The organism is Pseudomonas sp. FA-1 (assembly GCF_056856075.1).
This window is the reverse complement of sequence record NZ_JBWXTH010000008.1, coordinates 90,033-106,609: the sequence shown is the minus strand read 5'-3', so window position 1 is coordinate 106,609 and position 16,577 is coordinate 90,033. Positions and strand designations below refer to the sequence as shown.

Annotated in this window: 17 protein-coding genes and 1 tRNA gene; 10 read left to right on the top strand and 8 right to left on the bottom strand. The window is 63.5% G+C overall.

What is annotated here, in order from left to right:
• Window positions 1–171 precede the first annotated feature (171 nt).
• Window positions 172–1,548: an L-serine ammonia-lyase gene (locus AC1MHZ_RS15835; protein WP_324817216.1), complete on the bottom strand. Its 1,377-nt coding sequence runs from the start codon at window positions 1,546–1,548 to the stop codon at window positions 172–174.
• Window positions 1,549–1,990: 442 nt separating this feature from the next.
• Here AC1MHZ_RS15835 and AC1MHZ_RS15830 point away from each other — a divergent pair, with 442 nt between their 5' ends.
• The 3 genes from AC1MHZ_RS15830 (at window position 1,991) to choV (ending at window position 5,050) form a co-directional block, all read left to right on the top strand.
• A complete protein-coding gene (locus AC1MHZ_RS15830) occupies window positions 1,991–2,938 on the top strand; it encodes a choline ABC transporter substrate-binding protein (RefSeq protein ID WP_084856387.1) in 948 nt (315 codons plus the stop codon).
• 88 nt (window positions 2,939–3,026) lie between these two features.
• Window positions 3,027–3,875 (top strand): choline ABC transporter permease subunit, encoded by an 849-nt coding sequence (gene choW, locus AC1MHZ_RS15825; RefSeq protein WP_172403014.1) that lies wholly within the window; start codon window positions 3,027–3,029, stop codon window positions 3,873–3,875.
• Window positions 3,872–5,050, top strand: coding sequence for a choline ABC transporter ATP-binding protein (gene choV, locus AC1MHZ_RS15820; protein ID WP_084856391.1), 1,179 nt, complete (start codon window positions 3,872–3,874; stop codon window positions 5,048–5,050). Before choW ends, choV begins: the two co-directional genes overlap by 4 nt.
• A 122-nt stretch (window positions 5,051–5,172) precedes the next feature.
• On the opposite strand, the gene hisF is transcribed toward choV, so the two are convergent.
• From hisF to hisB, 5 genes are read right to left on the bottom strand one after another with little or no spacing between them, the layout of a single operon-like run.
• Window positions 5,173–5,943, bottom strand: coding sequence for an imidazole glycerol phosphate synthase subunit HisF (gene hisF, locus AC1MHZ_RS15815; protein WP_084856393.1), 771 nt, complete (start codon window positions 5,941–5,943; stop codon window positions 5,173–5,175).
• 9 nt (window positions 5,944–5,952) lie between these two features.
• Window positions 5,953–6,690, bottom strand: a complete 738-nt coding sequence (hisA, locus tag AC1MHZ_RS15810) for a 1-(5-phosphoribosyl)-5-[(5-phosphoribosylamino)methylideneamino]imidazole-4-carboxamide isomerase (RefSeq protein ID WP_084856396.1) — start codon at window positions 6,688–6,690, stop codon at window positions 5,953–5,955.
• Window positions 6,691–6,717: 27 nt separating this feature from the next.
• Window positions 6,718–6,978, bottom strand: a complete 261-nt coding sequence (locus AC1MHZ_RS15805) for a DUF2164 domain-containing protein (RefSeq protein ID WP_084856398.1) — start codon at window positions 6,976–6,978, stop codon at window positions 6,718–6,720.
• A complete protein-coding gene (gene hisH / locus AC1MHZ_RS15800; RefSeq protein ID WP_084856400.1) occupies window positions 6,979–7,617 on the bottom strand; it encodes an imidazole glycerol phosphate synthase subunit HisH in 639 nt (212 codons plus the stop codon).
• Window positions 7,617–8,210, bottom strand: a complete 594-nt coding sequence (gene hisB, locus AC1MHZ_RS15795) for an imidazoleglycerol-phosphate dehydratase HisB (protein ID WP_084856616.1) — start codon at window positions 8,208–8,210, stop codon at window positions 7,617–7,619. The genes hisH and hisB overlap by 1 nt, the downstream gene beginning before the upstream one ends.
• Before the next feature lie 286 nt (window positions 8,211–8,496).
• On the opposite strand from hisB, the gene AC1MHZ_RS15790 reads away from it, so the two are divergent.
• The 5 genes from AC1MHZ_RS15790 to AC1MHZ_RS15770 all read left to right on the top strand — a co-directional run bounded on the left by AC1MHZ_RS15790 (window position 8,497) and on the right by AC1MHZ_RS15770 (window position 12,895).
• Window positions 8,497–10,746, top strand: coding sequence for an AsmA family protein (locus tag AC1MHZ_RS15790; RefSeq protein ID WP_482966601.1), 2,250 nt, complete (start codon window positions 8,497–8,499; stop codon window positions 10,744–10,746).
• Entirely contained in the window at window positions 10,743–11,810 is a 1,068-nt protein-coding gene (mutY, locus tag AC1MHZ_RS15785) for an A/G-specific adenine glycosylase (protein ID WP_324817230.1), read from the top strand. Before AC1MHZ_RS15790 ends, mutY begins: the two co-directional genes overlap by 4 nt.
• Entirely contained in the window at window positions 11,807–12,079 is a 273-nt protein-coding gene (locus AC1MHZ_RS15780) for an oxidative damage protection protein (protein ID WP_084856406.1), read from the top strand. Before mutY ends, AC1MHZ_RS15780 begins: the two co-directional genes overlap by 4 nt.
• A gap of 90 nt (window positions 12,080–12,169) precedes the next feature.
• Window positions 12,170–12,245 (top strand) — tRNA-Phe (locus tag AC1MHZ_RS15775).
• 206 nt (window positions 12,246–12,451) lie between these two features.
• Window positions 12,452–12,895 (top strand): hypothetical protein, encoded by a 444-nt coding sequence (locus tag AC1MHZ_RS15770; RefSeq protein WP_084856409.1) that lies wholly within the window; start codon window positions 12,452–12,454, stop codon window positions 12,893–12,895.
• A 131-nt stretch (window positions 12,896–13,026) separates the two neighbouring features.
• Here AC1MHZ_RS15770 and gabP read toward each other — a convergent pair whose 3' ends face one another.
• Together gabP and AC1MHZ_RS15760 are read right to left on the bottom strand one after the other, a co-directional pair.
• A complete protein-coding gene (gabP, locus tag AC1MHZ_RS15765; protein WP_482966600.1) occupies window positions 13,027–14,427 on the bottom strand; it encodes a GABA permease in 1,401 nt (466 codons plus the stop codon).
• A gap of 63 nt (window positions 14,428–14,490) precedes the next feature.
• Window positions 14,491–14,838 carry a hypothetical protein gene (locus tag AC1MHZ_RS15760; protein ID WP_084856412.1) on the bottom strand — a complete coding sequence of 116 codons (348 nt, stop codon included), beginning with the start codon at window positions 14,836–14,838 and terminating at the stop codon, window positions 14,491–14,493.
• Between the two features lie 195 nt (window positions 14,839–15,033).
• On the opposite strand from AC1MHZ_RS15760, the gene AC1MHZ_RS15755 reads away from it, so the two are divergent.
• The gene (locus AC1MHZ_RS15755) at window positions 15,034–15,807 is read left to right on the top strand and encodes an ABC transporter ATP-binding protein (RefSeq protein ID WP_482966599.1); all 774 of its coding nucleotides are present in this window, start codon (window positions 15,034–15,036) and stop codon (window positions 15,805–15,807) included.
• A gap of 11 nt (window positions 15,808–15,818) precedes the next feature.
• Window positions 15,819–16,571, top strand: a complete 753-nt coding sequence (locus AC1MHZ_RS15750) for an ABC transporter substrate-binding protein (protein ID WP_482966598.1) — start codon at window positions 15,819–15,821, stop codon at window positions 16,569–16,571.
• Window positions 16,572–16,577: the final 6 nt, after the last annotated feature.

Below are 16,577 nucleotides of genomic sequence, written 5' to 3'. Positions count from 1 at the left end.
CTTCACCTGTAACGTTTGAGCAATTCGGTAGCACTTGTGGGAAGGTTGCCCAGAAGCGACAGACTTAAGTGTCACCGACAAAGCCCTTTCGCGTAGCGACACGCGACGATCGGTAGGCTGCCGGTGCGCCAGCAGGCGGCACACCGGTCACATTTGGACCAGAATGGCGCATCAGCACTCGATGGCACTGACCGCAAGGCCGCCACGGGACGTTTCCTTGTACTTGTCGTGCATGTCGGCGCCGGTGTCACGCATGGTGCGGATCACCTGATCCAGGGAGATGAAGTGTTCGCCATCGCCACGCAGGGCCATTTGTACGGCGTTGATCGCTTTCACAGCGGCAATGGCGTTGCGCTCGATGCACGGCACCTGGACCAGGCCACCGACCGGGTCGCAGGTCAGGCCCAGGTTGTGCTCAAGAGCGATCTCGGCGGCGTTTTCCACCTGCGGCGGAGTAGCGCCCAACACTTCGGCAAGGCCTGCGGCAGCCATGGCGCAGGCCGAACCGACCTCACCCTGGCAGCCGACCTCGGCACCGGAAATGGAAGCGTTCTTCTTGCACAGGATGCCGACCGCAGCCGCACTGAGGAAGAAGTCCACGACGTTGGATTCGTCCACCACGTCGGAGAAACGCATGTAGTAGTGCAACACCGCCGGGATGATACCGGCCGCGCCGTTGGTGGGCGCGGTGACCATACGCCCGCCAGCGGCGTTCTCTTCGTTGACCGCCAGGGCGAACAGGTTCACCCATTCCATGGCACTCATGGTCGAACCGATCACGTTGGGCTTGCCCAGTTCCTGCAGGCTGCGATGCAGCTTGGCAGCGCGGCGGCGAACATTCAGCCCGCCAGGCAGCGTGCCCTCGTACTTGAGCCCATTGTTCACGCATTCCTGCATGGCGTCCCAGAGCTTGAGCAGACCAGCGCGGATTTCTTCCTCGCTGCGCCAGGCTTTCTCGTTCTCCATCATCAATTGCGACACACGGAGGTCGTTTTGCTTGCACAGCTGCAGCAGCTCGGCCGCGCTGTTGAAATCGTACGGCAGCACGGTCTGGTCGGCGTCCAGCACACCGCTGGCGGCCTGGGCGGCATCGACGACGAAGCCACCACCGACCGAGTAGTAGGTGTCGCGGTGCAATTCGCCCTGCACGCCTTCGGCGATCAGGGTCATGGCGTTCGGGTGGTAGGGCAGGTTCTCGTCCAGCAGCAGCATGTCGCGCGCCCAGACGAACTCGACCGGCAGGCGGCCATCGAGCTGCAAGGTATTGGTTTCGCGCAGCTCGGCAATGCGTGGGGCGATCACCGTGGGGTCAATGGCGTCAGGCCATTCGCCCATCAGGCCCATGACCGTGGCGTTGTCGGTACCGTGGCCGACACCGGTGGCCGACAGCGAACCGTACAGCCGCACTTCCACTCGCCGCACCTGCTCCAGCTCGCCTCGTTCACGCAGGCCCTGGACGAACAGGGCGCCAGCACGCATGGGGCCAACGGTGTGGGAGCTGGAAGGCCCGACACCGATCTTGAACAGGTCGAACACGCTGATGGCCATTGTCGAATCACCTCTTGATGGGCTTGTCTGCCCGCGGCATATGGCGGGATGAGCAACTGCTAGGCTAATGACGCGGGTTGCCGCGAATGCACGCATCATCAGGCTTTTGACCCACCACCCGCCGTCTGCAACCGACGTACTTTTGTCCACCAACGCCGCCCTGTCCGGGTCACATGACCGCCGTTTTCAGGGGGCTTGGCGACGCAAAAACACCCGGCGGAGGGTGGAAAAATCCATATGCGACATTGCCCTTACTGGATGCGACCCGTCCTGTACTGGTTACGACCCCACCAGTAGGCGATTGCCGAACGCTGGGGGATTATCGAAAGCGACTCGTAATACACGGCCTCGCAACCTGCCCTCTGCAGGCCTGGTCGACCGGAGCCTAGAGAAAGCCCGGCGGCCCGCGAGAAACCCGAAGAAAAAATCACAGGAGTCCACCATGAAAGGTTCACCCTCGCTCTTGCTGGCCGCGATGCTCGCTACACCTCTGCTGGCTCAGGCCGTAGAGCCCGAGCAGTGCCAGACGGTACGGTTCTCGGATGTCGGCTGGACCGACATCACCGTGACCACCGCCGTCACCAGCGTTGTCCTCGAAGCCCTGGGCTACAAGACCCACACCAACATGATCTCGGTACCGGTGACCTACAAGTCGCTGGCCGCCGGCAAGGACCTGGACGTGTTCCTCGGCAACTGGATGCCGACCATGGAGAACGACATCAAGCAGTACCGCGACGCCGGGACGGTCGAGACGGTGCGCGCCAACCTGGAGAACGCCAAGTACACCCTGGCGGTGCCCCAGGCGCTGTACGACAAAGGCCTGAAGGATTTCGCCGACATCCCCAAGTTCAAGAAGGAACTGGGCAGCAAGATCTACGGCATCGAGCCTGGCAACGATGGCAACCGCACCATCCAGAGCATGATCGACAAGAACGCCTTCGGCCTGAAGGACGCCGGCTTCAAGCTGGTCCAGTCCAGCGAGGCGGGCATGCTGTCGCAGGTGGACCGTTCGCAGAAGCGCGGCGAGGCGGTGGTGTTCCTGGGTTGGGAACCGCACCCGATGAACAAGCGCTTCAAGATGCAGTACCTGTCCGGCGGGGATGATTTCTTCGGCCCCGAATTCGGCAAGGCGACCGTGCTGACCAATACCCGCAAGGGCTACACGCAGGAGTGCAGCAACGTTGGCCAGTTGCTGAAGAACCTGTCGTTCACCCTCGACATGGAAAGCACCCTGATGGGTAACGTCCTGGACGACAAGATGAAGCCCGAGGCTGCCGCCAAGGCGTGGCTGAAGAACAACCCGCAAGTGCTCGACACCTGGCTGGCCGGGGTGACGACCGTGGACGGCAAACCGGGGCTGGAGGCGGCCAAGGCCAAACTGACGCAATAACAACAAGGATGCAGTAGCAATTGGCACTACCTCGGGGTGGGCTCGCCTGCCCCGGACTGATTTCAATCTTTGCAGGTGGAAGCTCGCTATCATGCTTATCGATCAGAAAATACCGCTGGGGCAGTACATCGCCTCCTTCGTCGAATGGCTGACCCAGAACGGCGCCAGCTATTTCGATGCCATCGCCCAGGGCCTCGAGTTCATGATCAGCGGAGTTACCAGCTCCCTGACCTGGTTCAACCCCTACGTCCTCATCGCCCTGTTCGCCGCCCTGGCGCACTTCATCCAGCGCAAATGGGCGCTGACCGCTTTCGTCGCCCTGTCCTTCCTGCTCATCTTCAACCTGGGCTACTGGCAGGAAACCATGGAAACCCTGGCGCAGGTAACCTTCGCCACGGTGGTCTGCGTGGCCATCGGCGTGCCGCTGGGTATCGTCGCTGCGCACAAGCCAATGTTCTACACCGCCATGCGCCCGGTCCTGGACCTGATGCAGACGGTCCCGACCTTCGTCTACCTGATCCCGACCCTGACCCTGTTCGGCCTGGGCGTGGTTCCGGGGCTGATCTCCACGGTGGTGTTCGCCATTGCCGCGCCCATCCGCCTCACCTACCTGGGCATCTGCGATGTGCCGCAAGAGCTGCTCGATGCTGGCAAGGCCTTCGGCTGCTCGCGCCGCCAGCTGCTGACCCGCATCGAACTGCCCCACGCGATGCCGAGCATCGCCGCAGGCGTCACCCAATGCATCATGCTGTCGCTGTCGATGGTCGTGATCGCCGCCCTGGTGGGCGCTGACGGCCTGGGCAAGCCCGTGGTCAACGCACTGAACACCGCCGATATCGCCCTCGGCTTCGAGGCCGGCCTGGCGATCGTGCTGCTGGCGATCATGCTGGACCGTATCTGCAAGCAACCTGAGCTGCCGGCGCGAGGTGAGTCATGAGCATCATTCGTTTCGAAGACGTCGACGTCATCTTCTCCAACAAGCCACGCGAAGCGCTGTCGCTGCTCGACCAGGGCCAGACCCGCGAGCAGATCCTCAAGAAGACCGGCCTGGTGGTGGGCGTCGAAAAAGCCAACCTGGATATCAAGAAAGGCGAGATCTGCGTGCTCATGGGCCTGTCCGGCTCGGGCAAGTCCAGCCTGCTGCGCTGCATCAACGGCCTGAACACCGTCAGCCGTGGCAAGCTGTTCGTCGAGCATGAAGGCAAGCACATCGACATCGCCCATTGCACCCCGGCAGAGCTGAAGATGATGCGCACCAAACGCATCGCCATGGTGTTCCAGAAGTTCGCCCTGATGCCTTGGCTGACGGTGCGCGAGAACATCAGCTTCGGCCTGGAGATGCAGGGCCGCCCCGAGAAGGAGCGGCGCAAGCTGGTGGACGAGAAGCTCGAGCTGGTGGGCCTGACCCAGTGGCGCAACAAGAAACCCGACGAGCTGTCTGGCGGCATGCAGCAGCGTGTGGGCCTGGCCCGTGCGTTGGCCATGGATGCCGACATCCTGCTGATGGACGAACCCTTCTCGGCCCTCGACCCGCTGATCCGCCAGGGCCTGCAGGACGAACTGCTGGCCCTGCAGAGCAAGCTGAGCAAGACCATCGTGTTCGTGAGCCACGACCTGGATGAAGCCCTGAAGCTGGGCAGCCGCATCGCCATCATGAAAGATGGCCGGATCATCCAGTACAGCAAGCCCGAGGAGATTGTCCTCAACCCGGCTGACGACTACGTGCGGACCTTCGTGGCCCACACCAACCCGCTCAACGTCCTGTGCGGCCGCAGCCTGATGCGCAGCCTGGACAACTGCAAGCGGGTCAACGGCTCGGTATGCCTGGACCCAAGCGGCGACTCCTGGCTGGACCTGGGCGAAGGCGGCTCGATCAAGCGCGCCCGCCAGGGCCAGAACGGCCTGGACCTGCAGAACTGGGTGCCAGGGCAGGATGTGGAGACCCTGGGCCGCAGGCCAACGCTGGTCAACGCCAACATCGGCATGCGCGATGCCTTGCAGATCCGCTACCACACCGGCAACAAGCTGGTGCTGCAGGAGAACGACAAGGTGGTGGGGATTCTCGGCGACAGCGAGCTGTATCACGCGCTGCTGGGCAAGAGCCACGGGTGATTGCGCTATCGGGGCCGCTTTGCGGCCCTTTCGCGGCACAAGGCCGCTCCTACCGGGTGCGTAATCCCTGTGGGAGCGGGCTTGCCCCGCGATTGGGCCGCAAGGCGGCCCCAGTCATTGACTCAGCGAACGACGATCCCGCGCGAAGCCATGTAGGCCTTGGCCTCCGGCACCGTGTACTCACCGAAGTGGAAGATACTGGCCGCCAGCACGGCACTGGCATGCCCTTCCAGGATCCCGTCGGCCAGGTGCTGCAGGTTGCCCACCCCACCGGAAGCGATCACCGGAATCCCCAGCGCATCGCTGATGGCCCGGGTGACGCCCAGGTCGAAACCGCTCTTCATACCGTCCTGATCCATGCTGGTCAGCAGGATCTCACCGGCACCCAGACCTTCCATCTTCTTCGCCCACTCCACCGCGTCCAGCCCGGTCGGCTTGCGACCGCCATGGGTGAAGATCTCCCAGCGCGGTGTTTCGCCAGGGCCGGAAACCTTCTTGGCATCGATGGCGACGACGATGCACTGCGAACCGAAACGGTCGGCGGCCTCGCCCACGAACTCCGGGTTGAACACCGCGGCGGTGTTGATCGACACCTTGTCGGCACCGGCGTTGAGCAGGTTGCGGATGTCCTGCACGGTACGCACGCCGCCGCCGACGGTCAGCGGGATGAATACCTGGCTGGCCATGCGCTCGACTGTATGCAGGGTGGTGTCGCGGCCATCGACGCTGGCGGTGATGTCGAGGAAGGTGATCTCGTCGGCGCCCTGCTCGTCATAGCGGCGGGCGATCTCCACCGGGTCGCCGGCGTCGCGGATGTTCTCGAACTTGACGCCCTTGACCACCCGGCCGTTGTCCACGTCCAGGCAAGGGATGATGCGCTTGGCCAGTGCCATATCGAGTCCTCAGCCTTGATAGTTGTCGCAGAAGGCCTGGGCCTCGGCGACATCGAGGGTGCCTTCGTAGATGGCACGGCCGGTGATGGCGCCGATGATGCCGGGGGCCTTGGCGTCCAGCAGGGCCTTGATATCGCCCAGGTTGTGAATGCCGCCCGAGGCGATCACCGGGATCGAGGTGGCTTCGGCCAGGGCCTTGGTGAAGGGCACGTTGCAGCCCTGCATCATGCCGTCCTTGGCGATGTCGGTGTAGACGATCGCCGAGACGCCATCGGCCTCGAAGCGCTTGGCCAGGTCGATGACCTGCACCGAGCTGACCTCGGCCCAGCCGTCGGTGGCGACGAAGCCGTCCTTGGCATCCAAGCCGACGATGACCTTGCCGGGGAAGGCTTTGCACGCCTCGGCGACGAATTCAGGCTGCTTGACCGCCTTGGTGCCGATGATCACGTAGCTCACGCCAGCCTTGACGTAGTGCTCGATGGTCTCCAGAGAGCGGATGCCGCCGCCGATCTGGATCGGTAGGTTCGGGTAGCGCTTGGCGATGGCGGTGACCACCTCGCCGTTGACCGGCTGGCCTTCGAAGGCGCCGTTCAGGTCCACCAGGTGCAGGCGACGGCAGCCACCCTCGACCCACTTGGCGGCCATGCTCACCGGGTCGTCGGAAAATACCGTGGAGTCGTCCATGCGGCCTTGGCGCAGGCGTACGCAGGCACCGTCCTTGAGATCGATAGCGGGGATAATCAGCATCTTGGGAACCTGTCTAATCAGTGGAATTCAGGGCTTCTCGAATGCCCACAGGTCGCTCTCGATGCTCTCGAACCGCTCCTTGAGGTGCAGCTGAACATCGGCAATCGCCCTGTTGTAGTAATGAGGTGCAATTTCCTTGCTGAACAGCTCGAGGACCTCGGCTACCTCGAACGACCCAAGCTCCAGCTCGAAGCGGTCTTCGAGGAAGCGCTTGAGCGTGTCGAGTGCCTCGCGCTCCTGTTCCGGGGCCAGAGTGATGACCGGAGCTTTGGTCCGCGATCTGCTCATCTACCAGCGCCCGTCCCAGGCGACGAAGTTCTGCAGCAGCTGCAGGCCATGGGTATGGCTCTTCTCCGGGTGGAACTGCACGGCAAAGCGCGAGCCGTCGGCCAGCGCGGCGGCGAAATCGACGCCATAGTGGCCGCGACCGACCACCTGGCTCGCCTTGCCGGCCTCGATGAAGTAGCTGTGCACGAAATAGAAGCGCGCGCGGTCGGGGATGTCATGCCACAGGGGGTGGTCATTGACCTGGCTGACTTCATTCCAGCCCATGTGCGGCACCTTCAGGTGCTCGCCATCCTCCTGCAGGCCCTTGCCGAAGAAACGCACCTGGCCAGGGAACAGGCCAATGCAATCGACGCCGTCGTTTTCCTCGCTGCGGTCGAGCAACGCCTGCATGCCCACGCAGATACCGAGGAACGGGCGGTCCTGGCTGACCTCGCGCACCAGGCTGTCGAAGCCCAGGCGGCGGATTTCGGCCATGCAATCGCGAATCGCGCCAACACCCGGGAACACCACGCGGTCGGCCTCACGAATCACAGCGGCGTCGCTGGTGACCAGCACCTTACCCGCCCCTACGTGCTCGAGGGCCTTGGCCACCGAGTGCAGGTTGCCCATGCCATAGTCGATTACCGCAACCGTCTGCATTACAGGCATCCCTTGGTGGAAGGCATCTGCCCGGCCATACGCTCGTCCAGCTCGACAGCCATGCGCAGGGCGCGGCCGAAGGCCTTGAAGACGGTTTCGATCTGGTGGTGGGTGTTGTGGCCACGCAGGTTGTCGATGTGCAGGGTCACCAGGGCGTGGTTGACGAAGCCCTGGAAGAACTCCTGGAACAGGTCGACATCGAAGCCACCCACGCTGGCGCGGGTGTAGGGCACGTGCATCTGCAGACCCGGGCGGCCGGAGAAGTCGATGACCACGCGCGACAGGGCTTCGTCCAGCGGCACGTAGGAATGGCCGTAGCGGCGGATACCCTTCTTGTCACCGATAGCCTGGGCGAACGCCTGGCCCAGGGTGATGCCGACGTCCTCGACGGTATGGTGGTCGTCGATGTGCAGGTCGCCCTTGCACTCGATATCCAGATCGATCAGCCCATGCCGGGCGATCTGGTCGAGCATGTGCTCAAGGAAAGGCACACCGATATCGAATCGGGCCTTGCCACTGCCATCGAGGTTGATCGAGGCTTTTACCTGGGTTTCCAGGGTATTGCGCTCGACGGAAGCCTTACGTTCGACCATCACCAGCTCCGCAAAATCATTGGGCGAAAAGGCTGCCATTATAGGCCTAGAACGCGCTCGCTTGGAACGCGGATGACATATGGCAATGTCGCATATCTGTAATTTCCCTGTTTCGCATGCGGCACGGTGCGGAGAACAGCAAGCCAGTGTTGATCCTGTGGGAGCGGGCTCGTCCCGCGATTGGGCCGACCCTGCCATCGCCGAGGCCACAAACTACGCAGACGTCATACCCACAGCGCTATACTCTCCCGCTTGAATTTCAAAAACGGACTACAAGGACTCGCCCATGAAAGCGTTCGGCAAAATCCTGGGGCTGGGGCTTCTCGGGTTGCTGCTGATCATCGTGGCGCTGGGCTTCGCCCTGACCCACCTCTTCGATCCCAACGACTATAAAGACGAGATTCGCCAGCTGGCCCGCGACAAGGCCCACGTCGAGCTGACCTTGAATGGCGATATCGGCTGGAGCCTGTTCCCCTGGCTGGGCCTGGAATTGCACGAAGCCAGCATCGCCACCCTGACCAAGCCCAAGGAACCCTTCGCCGACCTGCAGATGCTCGGCCTGTCGGTCCGCGTGCTGCCGCTGCTGCGCCGTGAAGTGCAGATGAGCGATGTACGCGTCGAAGGCCTGAACCTGATCCTGGCTCGTGACGAGCACGGCCACGGCAACTGGGAGGACATCGGCAAACCGCTGCCCGCGCAAGGCGCCAGCGCCACACCGGACGACACGACCCCGGCACCCGCTACCGCCGATGCCGACGCGTCGGCGAACAAGCAGGATACCCGCGAGCGCATGGTCAAGCTGGACATCGACAGCCTGACCGTCAACAACGCCCGGGTGCAGTACACCGATGCCAAGACCGGCCAGACCTTCAGCGCCGAGAGCATCCAGCTGAGCACTGGCGCGGTCCACGAAGGCTCGAACATTCCACTCAAGGCCAGTGCCTTCCTCAGCGTCGGCCAGCCGAGCCTCAAGGCACGCACGGAGCTGGCCGGCGAACTGCGCTTCGATCGCAAGCTCAAGCGCTACAACTTCGAAGACCTGCGCCTGACCGGCGAGACTTCCGGCGAGCCGCTGGCCGGCAAAACCATGACCTTCGCCGCTCAAGGCCAGCTGCTGGTCGACCTGGCGGCCAACGTAGCGTCGTGGAACGGCCTGAAGCTGTCCGCCAACCAGCTGCGCGCCCTGGGCGAGCTGAACCTGCGCGACCTGGACAAGACTCCGCAGTTGAGCGGTGGCCTGTCCATCGCCCAGTTCGACCTGCGCACCTTCCTCGACAGCATCGGCCTCCCGCTGCCGGCCACCGCCGACCCGGCCGCGTTCGCCAAGCTCGAGCTGGTCACTCGCCTGCAGGCCAACCCCACCAGCCTGGCCCTGGAAGACCTGGCGGTGAAGCTGGACGACAGCACCTTCAGCGGCCGCGTGGCCATCGAAGACTTCGCCAAACAAGCTCTGCGTGTACGCCTGAAAGGCGACAAGTTCGACGCCGACCGCTACCTGCTGGCCAAGAGCGAGCAGGCCAAAGGCGCCACTGCCGCACGCCAGGCTGAGGTCAAGCAGCAGGAAGCCACGGCCGTGGCCGGCCCGAGCACCACGCCGCTGCCCAAGGCCCCGACCCAGGTGGCCTGGAGCAACGACAAGCTGCTGCCGGTGGACCGCCTGCGCCAGGTCGACCTGCAGGCCGACCTGTCGTTCGGTGCCCTGACCCTGGACAAGCTGCCGATCACCGACGCCCAGCTCAAGGCCAACGGCCAGGGCGGCCTGCTGACGCTCGAAACCCTGCGCGGCGGCCTGTACGACGGCACCTTCGAGGCCAAGGGCACGGTCGACGTGCGCCCAGCCGTGCCACAGGTCGGTATAACCACCAAGGTCAATCGCGTGCCGGTGGAACACTTCATCAAAAGCGAACACCCTGACCAGGCACCGCCGCTCAAGGGCCTGCTGACCCTGGCCAGCGACCTGACCGCCACCGGCAACAGCCAGAAGGCGCTGGTCGACACCCTCAACGGCAACGCCAACTTCACCATCACCGATGGCGTGCTGGTCAATGCCAACCTCGAGCAGCAGCTGTGCCACGCCATCGCGACGCTCAACCGAAAGACCCTGAGCGGCGAACCTCGCGGCAAGGACACACCCTTCCAGGAACTGCGCGGCAGCCTGGTGGTGCGCAACGGCGTTGCCAGCAACCCTGACCTCAAGGCACGCATCCCAGGCCTGACCGTCAATGGCCACGGTGACGTGGACCTGCGCGTGCTGGGCATGGACTACAACGTCGGCGTGATCGTCGAAGGTGACCAGCGCGCCATGCCGGACCCGGCCTGCCAGGTCAACGAGCGCTATGTCGGCGTCGAGATCCCGCTGCGCTGCCGCGGCCCGCTGGAGCTCGGCGCCAAGGCCTGCCGCCTGGACCAGGACGGCCTGGGCAAGGTGGCGGCCAAGCTGGCCGGCAACCGCCTGCAGGAAAAGCTCGACGAAAAACTCGGTGACAAGGTGAGCCCAGAAGTGAAGGACGTGCTCAAGGGGCTGTTCAAGCGATGAGCCCCGAGCAGTTCTCCAGTGCCGTACTGCAGTGGTACGACCAGCACGGCCGCCACGACCTGCCTTGGCAACAGGGCATCACCCCCTACCGGGTGTGGGTGTCGGAAATCATGCTGCAGCAAACCCAGGTGAGCACCGTGCTCAACTACTTCGACCGCTTCATGCAGGCCCTGCCCACCGTGCAGGCCCTGGCCGAGGCGCCGGAAGACGAGGTGCTGCACCTGTGGACGGGCCTGGGCTACTACACCCGGGCGCGCAACCTGCAGAAGGCCGCCAGGATCGTGGTCGAGCGCCACGGGGGTGAGTTCCCGCGCAACGTCGAGCAGCTCACCGAGCTGCCCGGCATCGGCCGCTCAACCGCCGGGGCCATCGCCAGCATCAGCATGGGCATCCGCGCACCGATTCTGGACGGCAACGTCAAGCGCGTGCTGGCCCGCTACACCGCCCAGGCCGGCTACCCCGGCGAACCCAAGGTGGCCAACATGCTGTGGGCTACCGCGGAGCGCTTCACGCCGCTACACAGAGCCAACCACTATACCCAGGCGATGATGGACCTGGGCGCGACGCTCTGTACCCGCAGCAAGCCCAGTTGCCTGATCTGCCCACTGCAGCGCGGCTGCCAAGCCCACCTGCTCGGCCAGGAAACCCACTACCCCGAACCCAAGCCGCGCAAGACGCTGCCCCAGCGCCGCACACTGATGCCCCTGCTGGCCAACCAGGACGGCGCCATCCTGCTCTACCGCCGACCTTCCAGCGGCCTTTGGGGCGGCTTGTGGAGCCTGCCGGAGCTGGACACCCTCGAGCAGGTCGACGACCTGGCCTACCAGCATGGCCTGCGCACCACCGCCAGCCAGGCCCTGGACGGGCTGACCCATACCTTCAGCCATTTCCAGCTGGCCATCGAGCCGTGGCTGGTGCGCGTCGACCCGCTCGGCCCGCCCGTGGCCGAGCCCGACTGGCTCTGGTATAACCTGGCCACCCCGCCGCGCCTGGGCCTCGCCGCCCCGGTCAAGAAGCTGCTCAAACGCGCGGCCGACGAATTGATTGCAGGAGACGCCCGATGACCCGCACCGTGAAGTGCCGCAAGTACAACGAAGAACTCCCCGGCCTGCCCCGCCCACCCTACCCGGGCGCCAAGGGCCAGGACATCTTCGACAATATCTCGCAGAAGGCCTGGGACGAGTGGCAGAAGCACCAGACCATGCTGATCAACGAGAAGCGCCTGAACATGATGAACGCCGAGGACCGCAAATTCCTCCAGACGGAGATGGACAAGTTCTTCGCCGGCGAAGACTACGCCCAGGCCGAAGGCTACGTTCCACCCAGCGAATGACCCCGGAAAACGTAAGCGACGGAATTAATTTAAAAAATTTTCAAAAAGTCGTTGACGGACGGTCTGAAAACCTTTTTAATTCGCCCCGTCGCCCAGATAGCTCAGTCGGTAGAGCAGAGGATTGAAAATCCTCGTGTCGGCGGTTCGACTCCGTCTCTGGGCACCACCTTCAGCTTCTGGTGGTTGAAAAGTTACCCGAAGCGACAACAAGAAACCCGCCTAGTGCGGGTTTTTTGTTGTCTTGGATTTCCCCCAACTCATTTGAGCGCCGTCCCGCGATGGGCCGCACAGCGGCCCCGACCTGCAACGCTTGGGTTTCTCCGGCATCTGCGCTTCAATACGCGCATTTTCCAGACACCCAAGGATTCGCCCATGGCCTCCAATACCAAGCAACAGAAACGCGCCAAGCGCGCCGCCACCAAGGCCAAGCAGAACCGCATGGTGCGCAGCGGCCAGGCGGTCAAGGCCAGTGCCGGCGACAGCGCCAGTGTCGAGCAGGTGTTCAAGAAAGCCATGGACTCAGGCAGCTACGGCAGTCTGTTCGAGAAGATGAAGGAAGCCCAGGAAAACGGCCTGGTGCCGATGATCTCGGTGTTCCTGGTCGACCCGCTGCTGGCCCTGGTGCTCAAGGGGCACAAGGAAGAACACGCTACCGACTACATCGTCATGGTGTTCACCGCCTACCGTAAGTGGCTCGATGGAGCCGACGAGGATGCCACCATGGCCTGGCTGGAGAGCGATGAGTTCCAGGAGGCCTATGTGGCGGCTTCGGAAGTGGTGGCCAAGCAGCAGCAACAGCAGAAGCAGTTCGGCTGAGGCTTCCTACAGGCTCTGCATGCACCATCCCAGTGGGAGCCGGCTTGCCGGCGATTGGGCCCGCCGATACACGAGCAAAAAAAAGGCCGCGCCCTTCACCGGGCGCGGCCTCTTCATTTCAGCCAGCCGGATCAGTTATCCAGCACAGTCCGCCCTTCAGCCTGGCCCAGGGCCTTGCGCTTGCGCTGCACCAACAGGCCGGCGGCAACCACACCAATACTCAACAGCGCAGTGGCGATGATCTCGGCACGGTGGTCTTCCCGCAACGCCATCACCGCCAGCACGGCGACGATGAAGGCGATGGTCGTCCAGGTCAGCCCTGGGAACAGCCACATCTTGAAGGCGATCTTCTCGCCACGGGCCTCGCGCTGGCTGCGCATGCGCAGCTGCGACACAGCGATCACCAGGTACACCAGCAAGGCGATAGCGCCGGAGCTCGCCAGCAGGAACTCGAACACCGCCGCCGGCGCCACGTAGTTGGCGAACACACAGAGGAACGCCGCCGCAGTGGACAGCAATACCGCCCAATGCGGAGTACCCGCCTGGGTGGTGCGCTGGGCCACGGCGGGGGCATCGCCACGCTTGCTCAGGGAGAACAGCATGCGCGAGGAGGTGTACAGCGCCGAGTTCAGGCAGCTGGTCACGGCGATCAGCACCACGATGTCGACGATCAGCTTGGCGTTTGGCACGCCGATGCGGCTCAGCACGGTCTGGTAGGAACCGGTTTCGGCCAGGGCCGGGTCGTTCCACGGCACCAGGGCCACCACCAGGAAGATCGACACCAGGTAGAACAGGCAGATACGCCAGATCACCGAGTTGGTGGCGCGGCTGATCTGCTTGCCCGGGTCCTTCGACTCGGCGGCGGCGATGGTGACGATTTCGGTACCCATGAACGAGAACATGGTGGTCAGCATGGCTGCCAGCACCGCGCCCAGGCCGTTGGGCATGAAGCCCTGGGTGTCGAACAGGTGGCTGGCACCGCTGACCTGGCTGCCCGGCACCAGGCCGAACATGGCCACGCAGCCGACCACGATGAAGCCGATGATCGCCAGCACCTTGAGCAGGGCGAACCAGAATTCGAATTCACCGTAGTTCTTCACGCTGCACAGGTTGGTCAGGGTCAGCGCCAAGGTAATGATGAGCGAGAAGGCCCAGAGGTCCACGGCGGGGAACCAGGCATGCAGGATGGCTGCGGCGGCGTTGGCCTCCAGCGGGATCACCAGCACCCAGAACCACCAGTACAGCCAGCCAATGGTAAAGCCCGCCCAGCGACCGATGGAGCGGTCGGCGTAGGTAGAGAAGGAACCGGTGTCCGGCGAGGCGATGGCCATCTCGCCGAGCATGCGCATCACCAGCACCACCAGGGTACCGGCAGCCGCATAGGCCAGCAGCACGGCGGGGCCGGCTGCGGCGATGGCATGGCCGGAGCCGACGAACAGGCCGGCGCCGATCACGCCAGCGATGGACAGCATGGTGACATGCCGTTGCTTGAGCCCCTGAGCGAGGTCATTGGAATTGTGCTTACCGCTCATAAAACTACCTTTGTAAGGAGTGGACCACCCGACCTGCATGAACGAAGCGCGCCTGGGGTTGGTTTAGGCGTCGCTGCAGTCGGCCCTTTCCCAATGGCAATAACCGCGCCACTCGGCGATCACGTTCGTCCGAATGCCCTGGCGCCCCCGAAAAACAAGTCCCAGCAGGCCTTTCGGCCACGGCTTGACCGAAAGAGCATCAAATTGCCCTGCCAGCCACAGATTACTGAAATACCCACTTACAAACGCACCAAAGGTGCGCCTTGGTAACACCTGCGCACAAAAAAGCAGCAAGCAAAGCGCAACCCGACGGCGCAACCTGTGCCACGCATAACGGCCCAGGAAGTGCCACCCGGCCAAAAACGGCTTCCCAGGCACGTCCAAAGCTGGCACCATCGCGCCTTTTTTCATCAAGGCTCCGGTGTTGGGCGAGCGCGTTGCGGACATCCTCGCGACAGTCCACTGCGCCAATGCGACAAAGTGTCCCGCCAGCGACCCGAGCCGCCTGCGACCTGGTTGGCCGCCGTTGCGCCGCTATGCTAGCTTGGCGCTCGCCAGGAAGGCCGCCAACAGCTGGGAACGCACCCGAACATATGAGGACCGCACATGGCCCAGGCCACGCCCGCGCTGGAAATCCGCAACCTGCATAAACGCTACGGCGAGCAGGAGATTCTCAAGGGCATTTCTCTGACCGCTCGCGACGGCGACGTGATTTCCATCCTGGGGTCGTCCGGTTCCGGCAAGTCCACCCTGTTGCGCTGCATCAACCTGCTGGAGAACCCGCACCAGGGCCAGATCCTCGTCGCCGGCGAGGAGCTCAAGCTCAAGTCGGCCAAGAACGGCGACCTGATCGCCGCCGACAACCGCCAGATCAACCGCCTGCGCAGCGAGATCGGCTTCGTCTTCCAGAATTTCAACCTGTGGCCGCACATGACGATCCTCGACAACATCATCGAGGCTCCACGCCGCGTGCTTGGCCAGAGCAAGGCCGAGGCCATCGAGGCGGCCGAGGCGCTGCTGGCCAAGGTCGGCATCCATGACAAACGCCACAGCTATCCCGCCCAGCTTTCCGGTGGCCAGCAACAACGCGCGGCCATCGCCCGGACCCTGGCCATGAAGCCCAAGGTCATCCTGTTCGACGAGCCGACCTCGGCGCTCGATCCGGAAATGGTCCAGGAAGTGCTTAACGTCATCCGCGCTTTGGCCGAAGAAGGCCGTACCATGCTGCTGGTGACGCACGAGATGAACTTTGCCCGCCAGGTGTCCAGTGAAGTCGTGTTCCTGCACCAGGGCCTGGTCGAAGAGCAGGGATCGCCGCAGCAGGTGTTCGAGAACCCGACCTCGGCGCGTTGCAAGCAATTCATGTCCAGCCACCGCTAACGGAGCAACACATGCAGACCTACAAGAAATTCCTCCTGGCCGCTGCCGCCACGCTGGTCGTCTCGGCCAACGCCATGGCCGCGGAAAAACTGCGCATGGGTATCGAAGCGGCCTACCCGCCGTTCAACAACAAGGACGCCAGCGGTAACGTGGTCGGCTTCGACAAGGACATCGGCGACGCCCTGTGCGCCAAGATGAAGGTCGAGTGCTCGGTCGTGACCTCCGACTGGGACGGCATCATCCCGGCCCTGAACGCCAAGAAGTTCGACTTCCTGGTGTCCTCGCTGTCGATCACCGACGAGCGCAAGCAGGCCGTGGACTTCACCGACCCCTACTACTCCAACAAGCTGCAGTTCATCGCGCCGAAGAACGTCGACTTCAAGACCGACAAGGCCTCGCTCAAGGGCAAGGTGGTCGGCACCCAGCGCGCCACCCTGGCCGGCACCTGGCTTGAAGACAACTACGGCGACGACGTCGAGATCAAGCTGTACGACACCCAGGAAAACGCCTACCTCGACCTGGTCTCCGGCCGCATCGATGGCATCCTGGCCGACAAGTACGTGCAGTACGAGTGGCTCAAGAGCAAGGACGGCCAGAACTTCGAGTTCAAGGGCGAGCCTGTGGTCGACAGCGACAAGATCGGCATCGCCGTGCGCAAGGGTGACCCGCTGCGCGAGAAGCTGAACACCGCCCTGAAAGAAATCAAAGCCGACGGCACGTACAAGAAGATCAACGACAAGTACTTCCCGTTCAGCATCGAATGATACGCC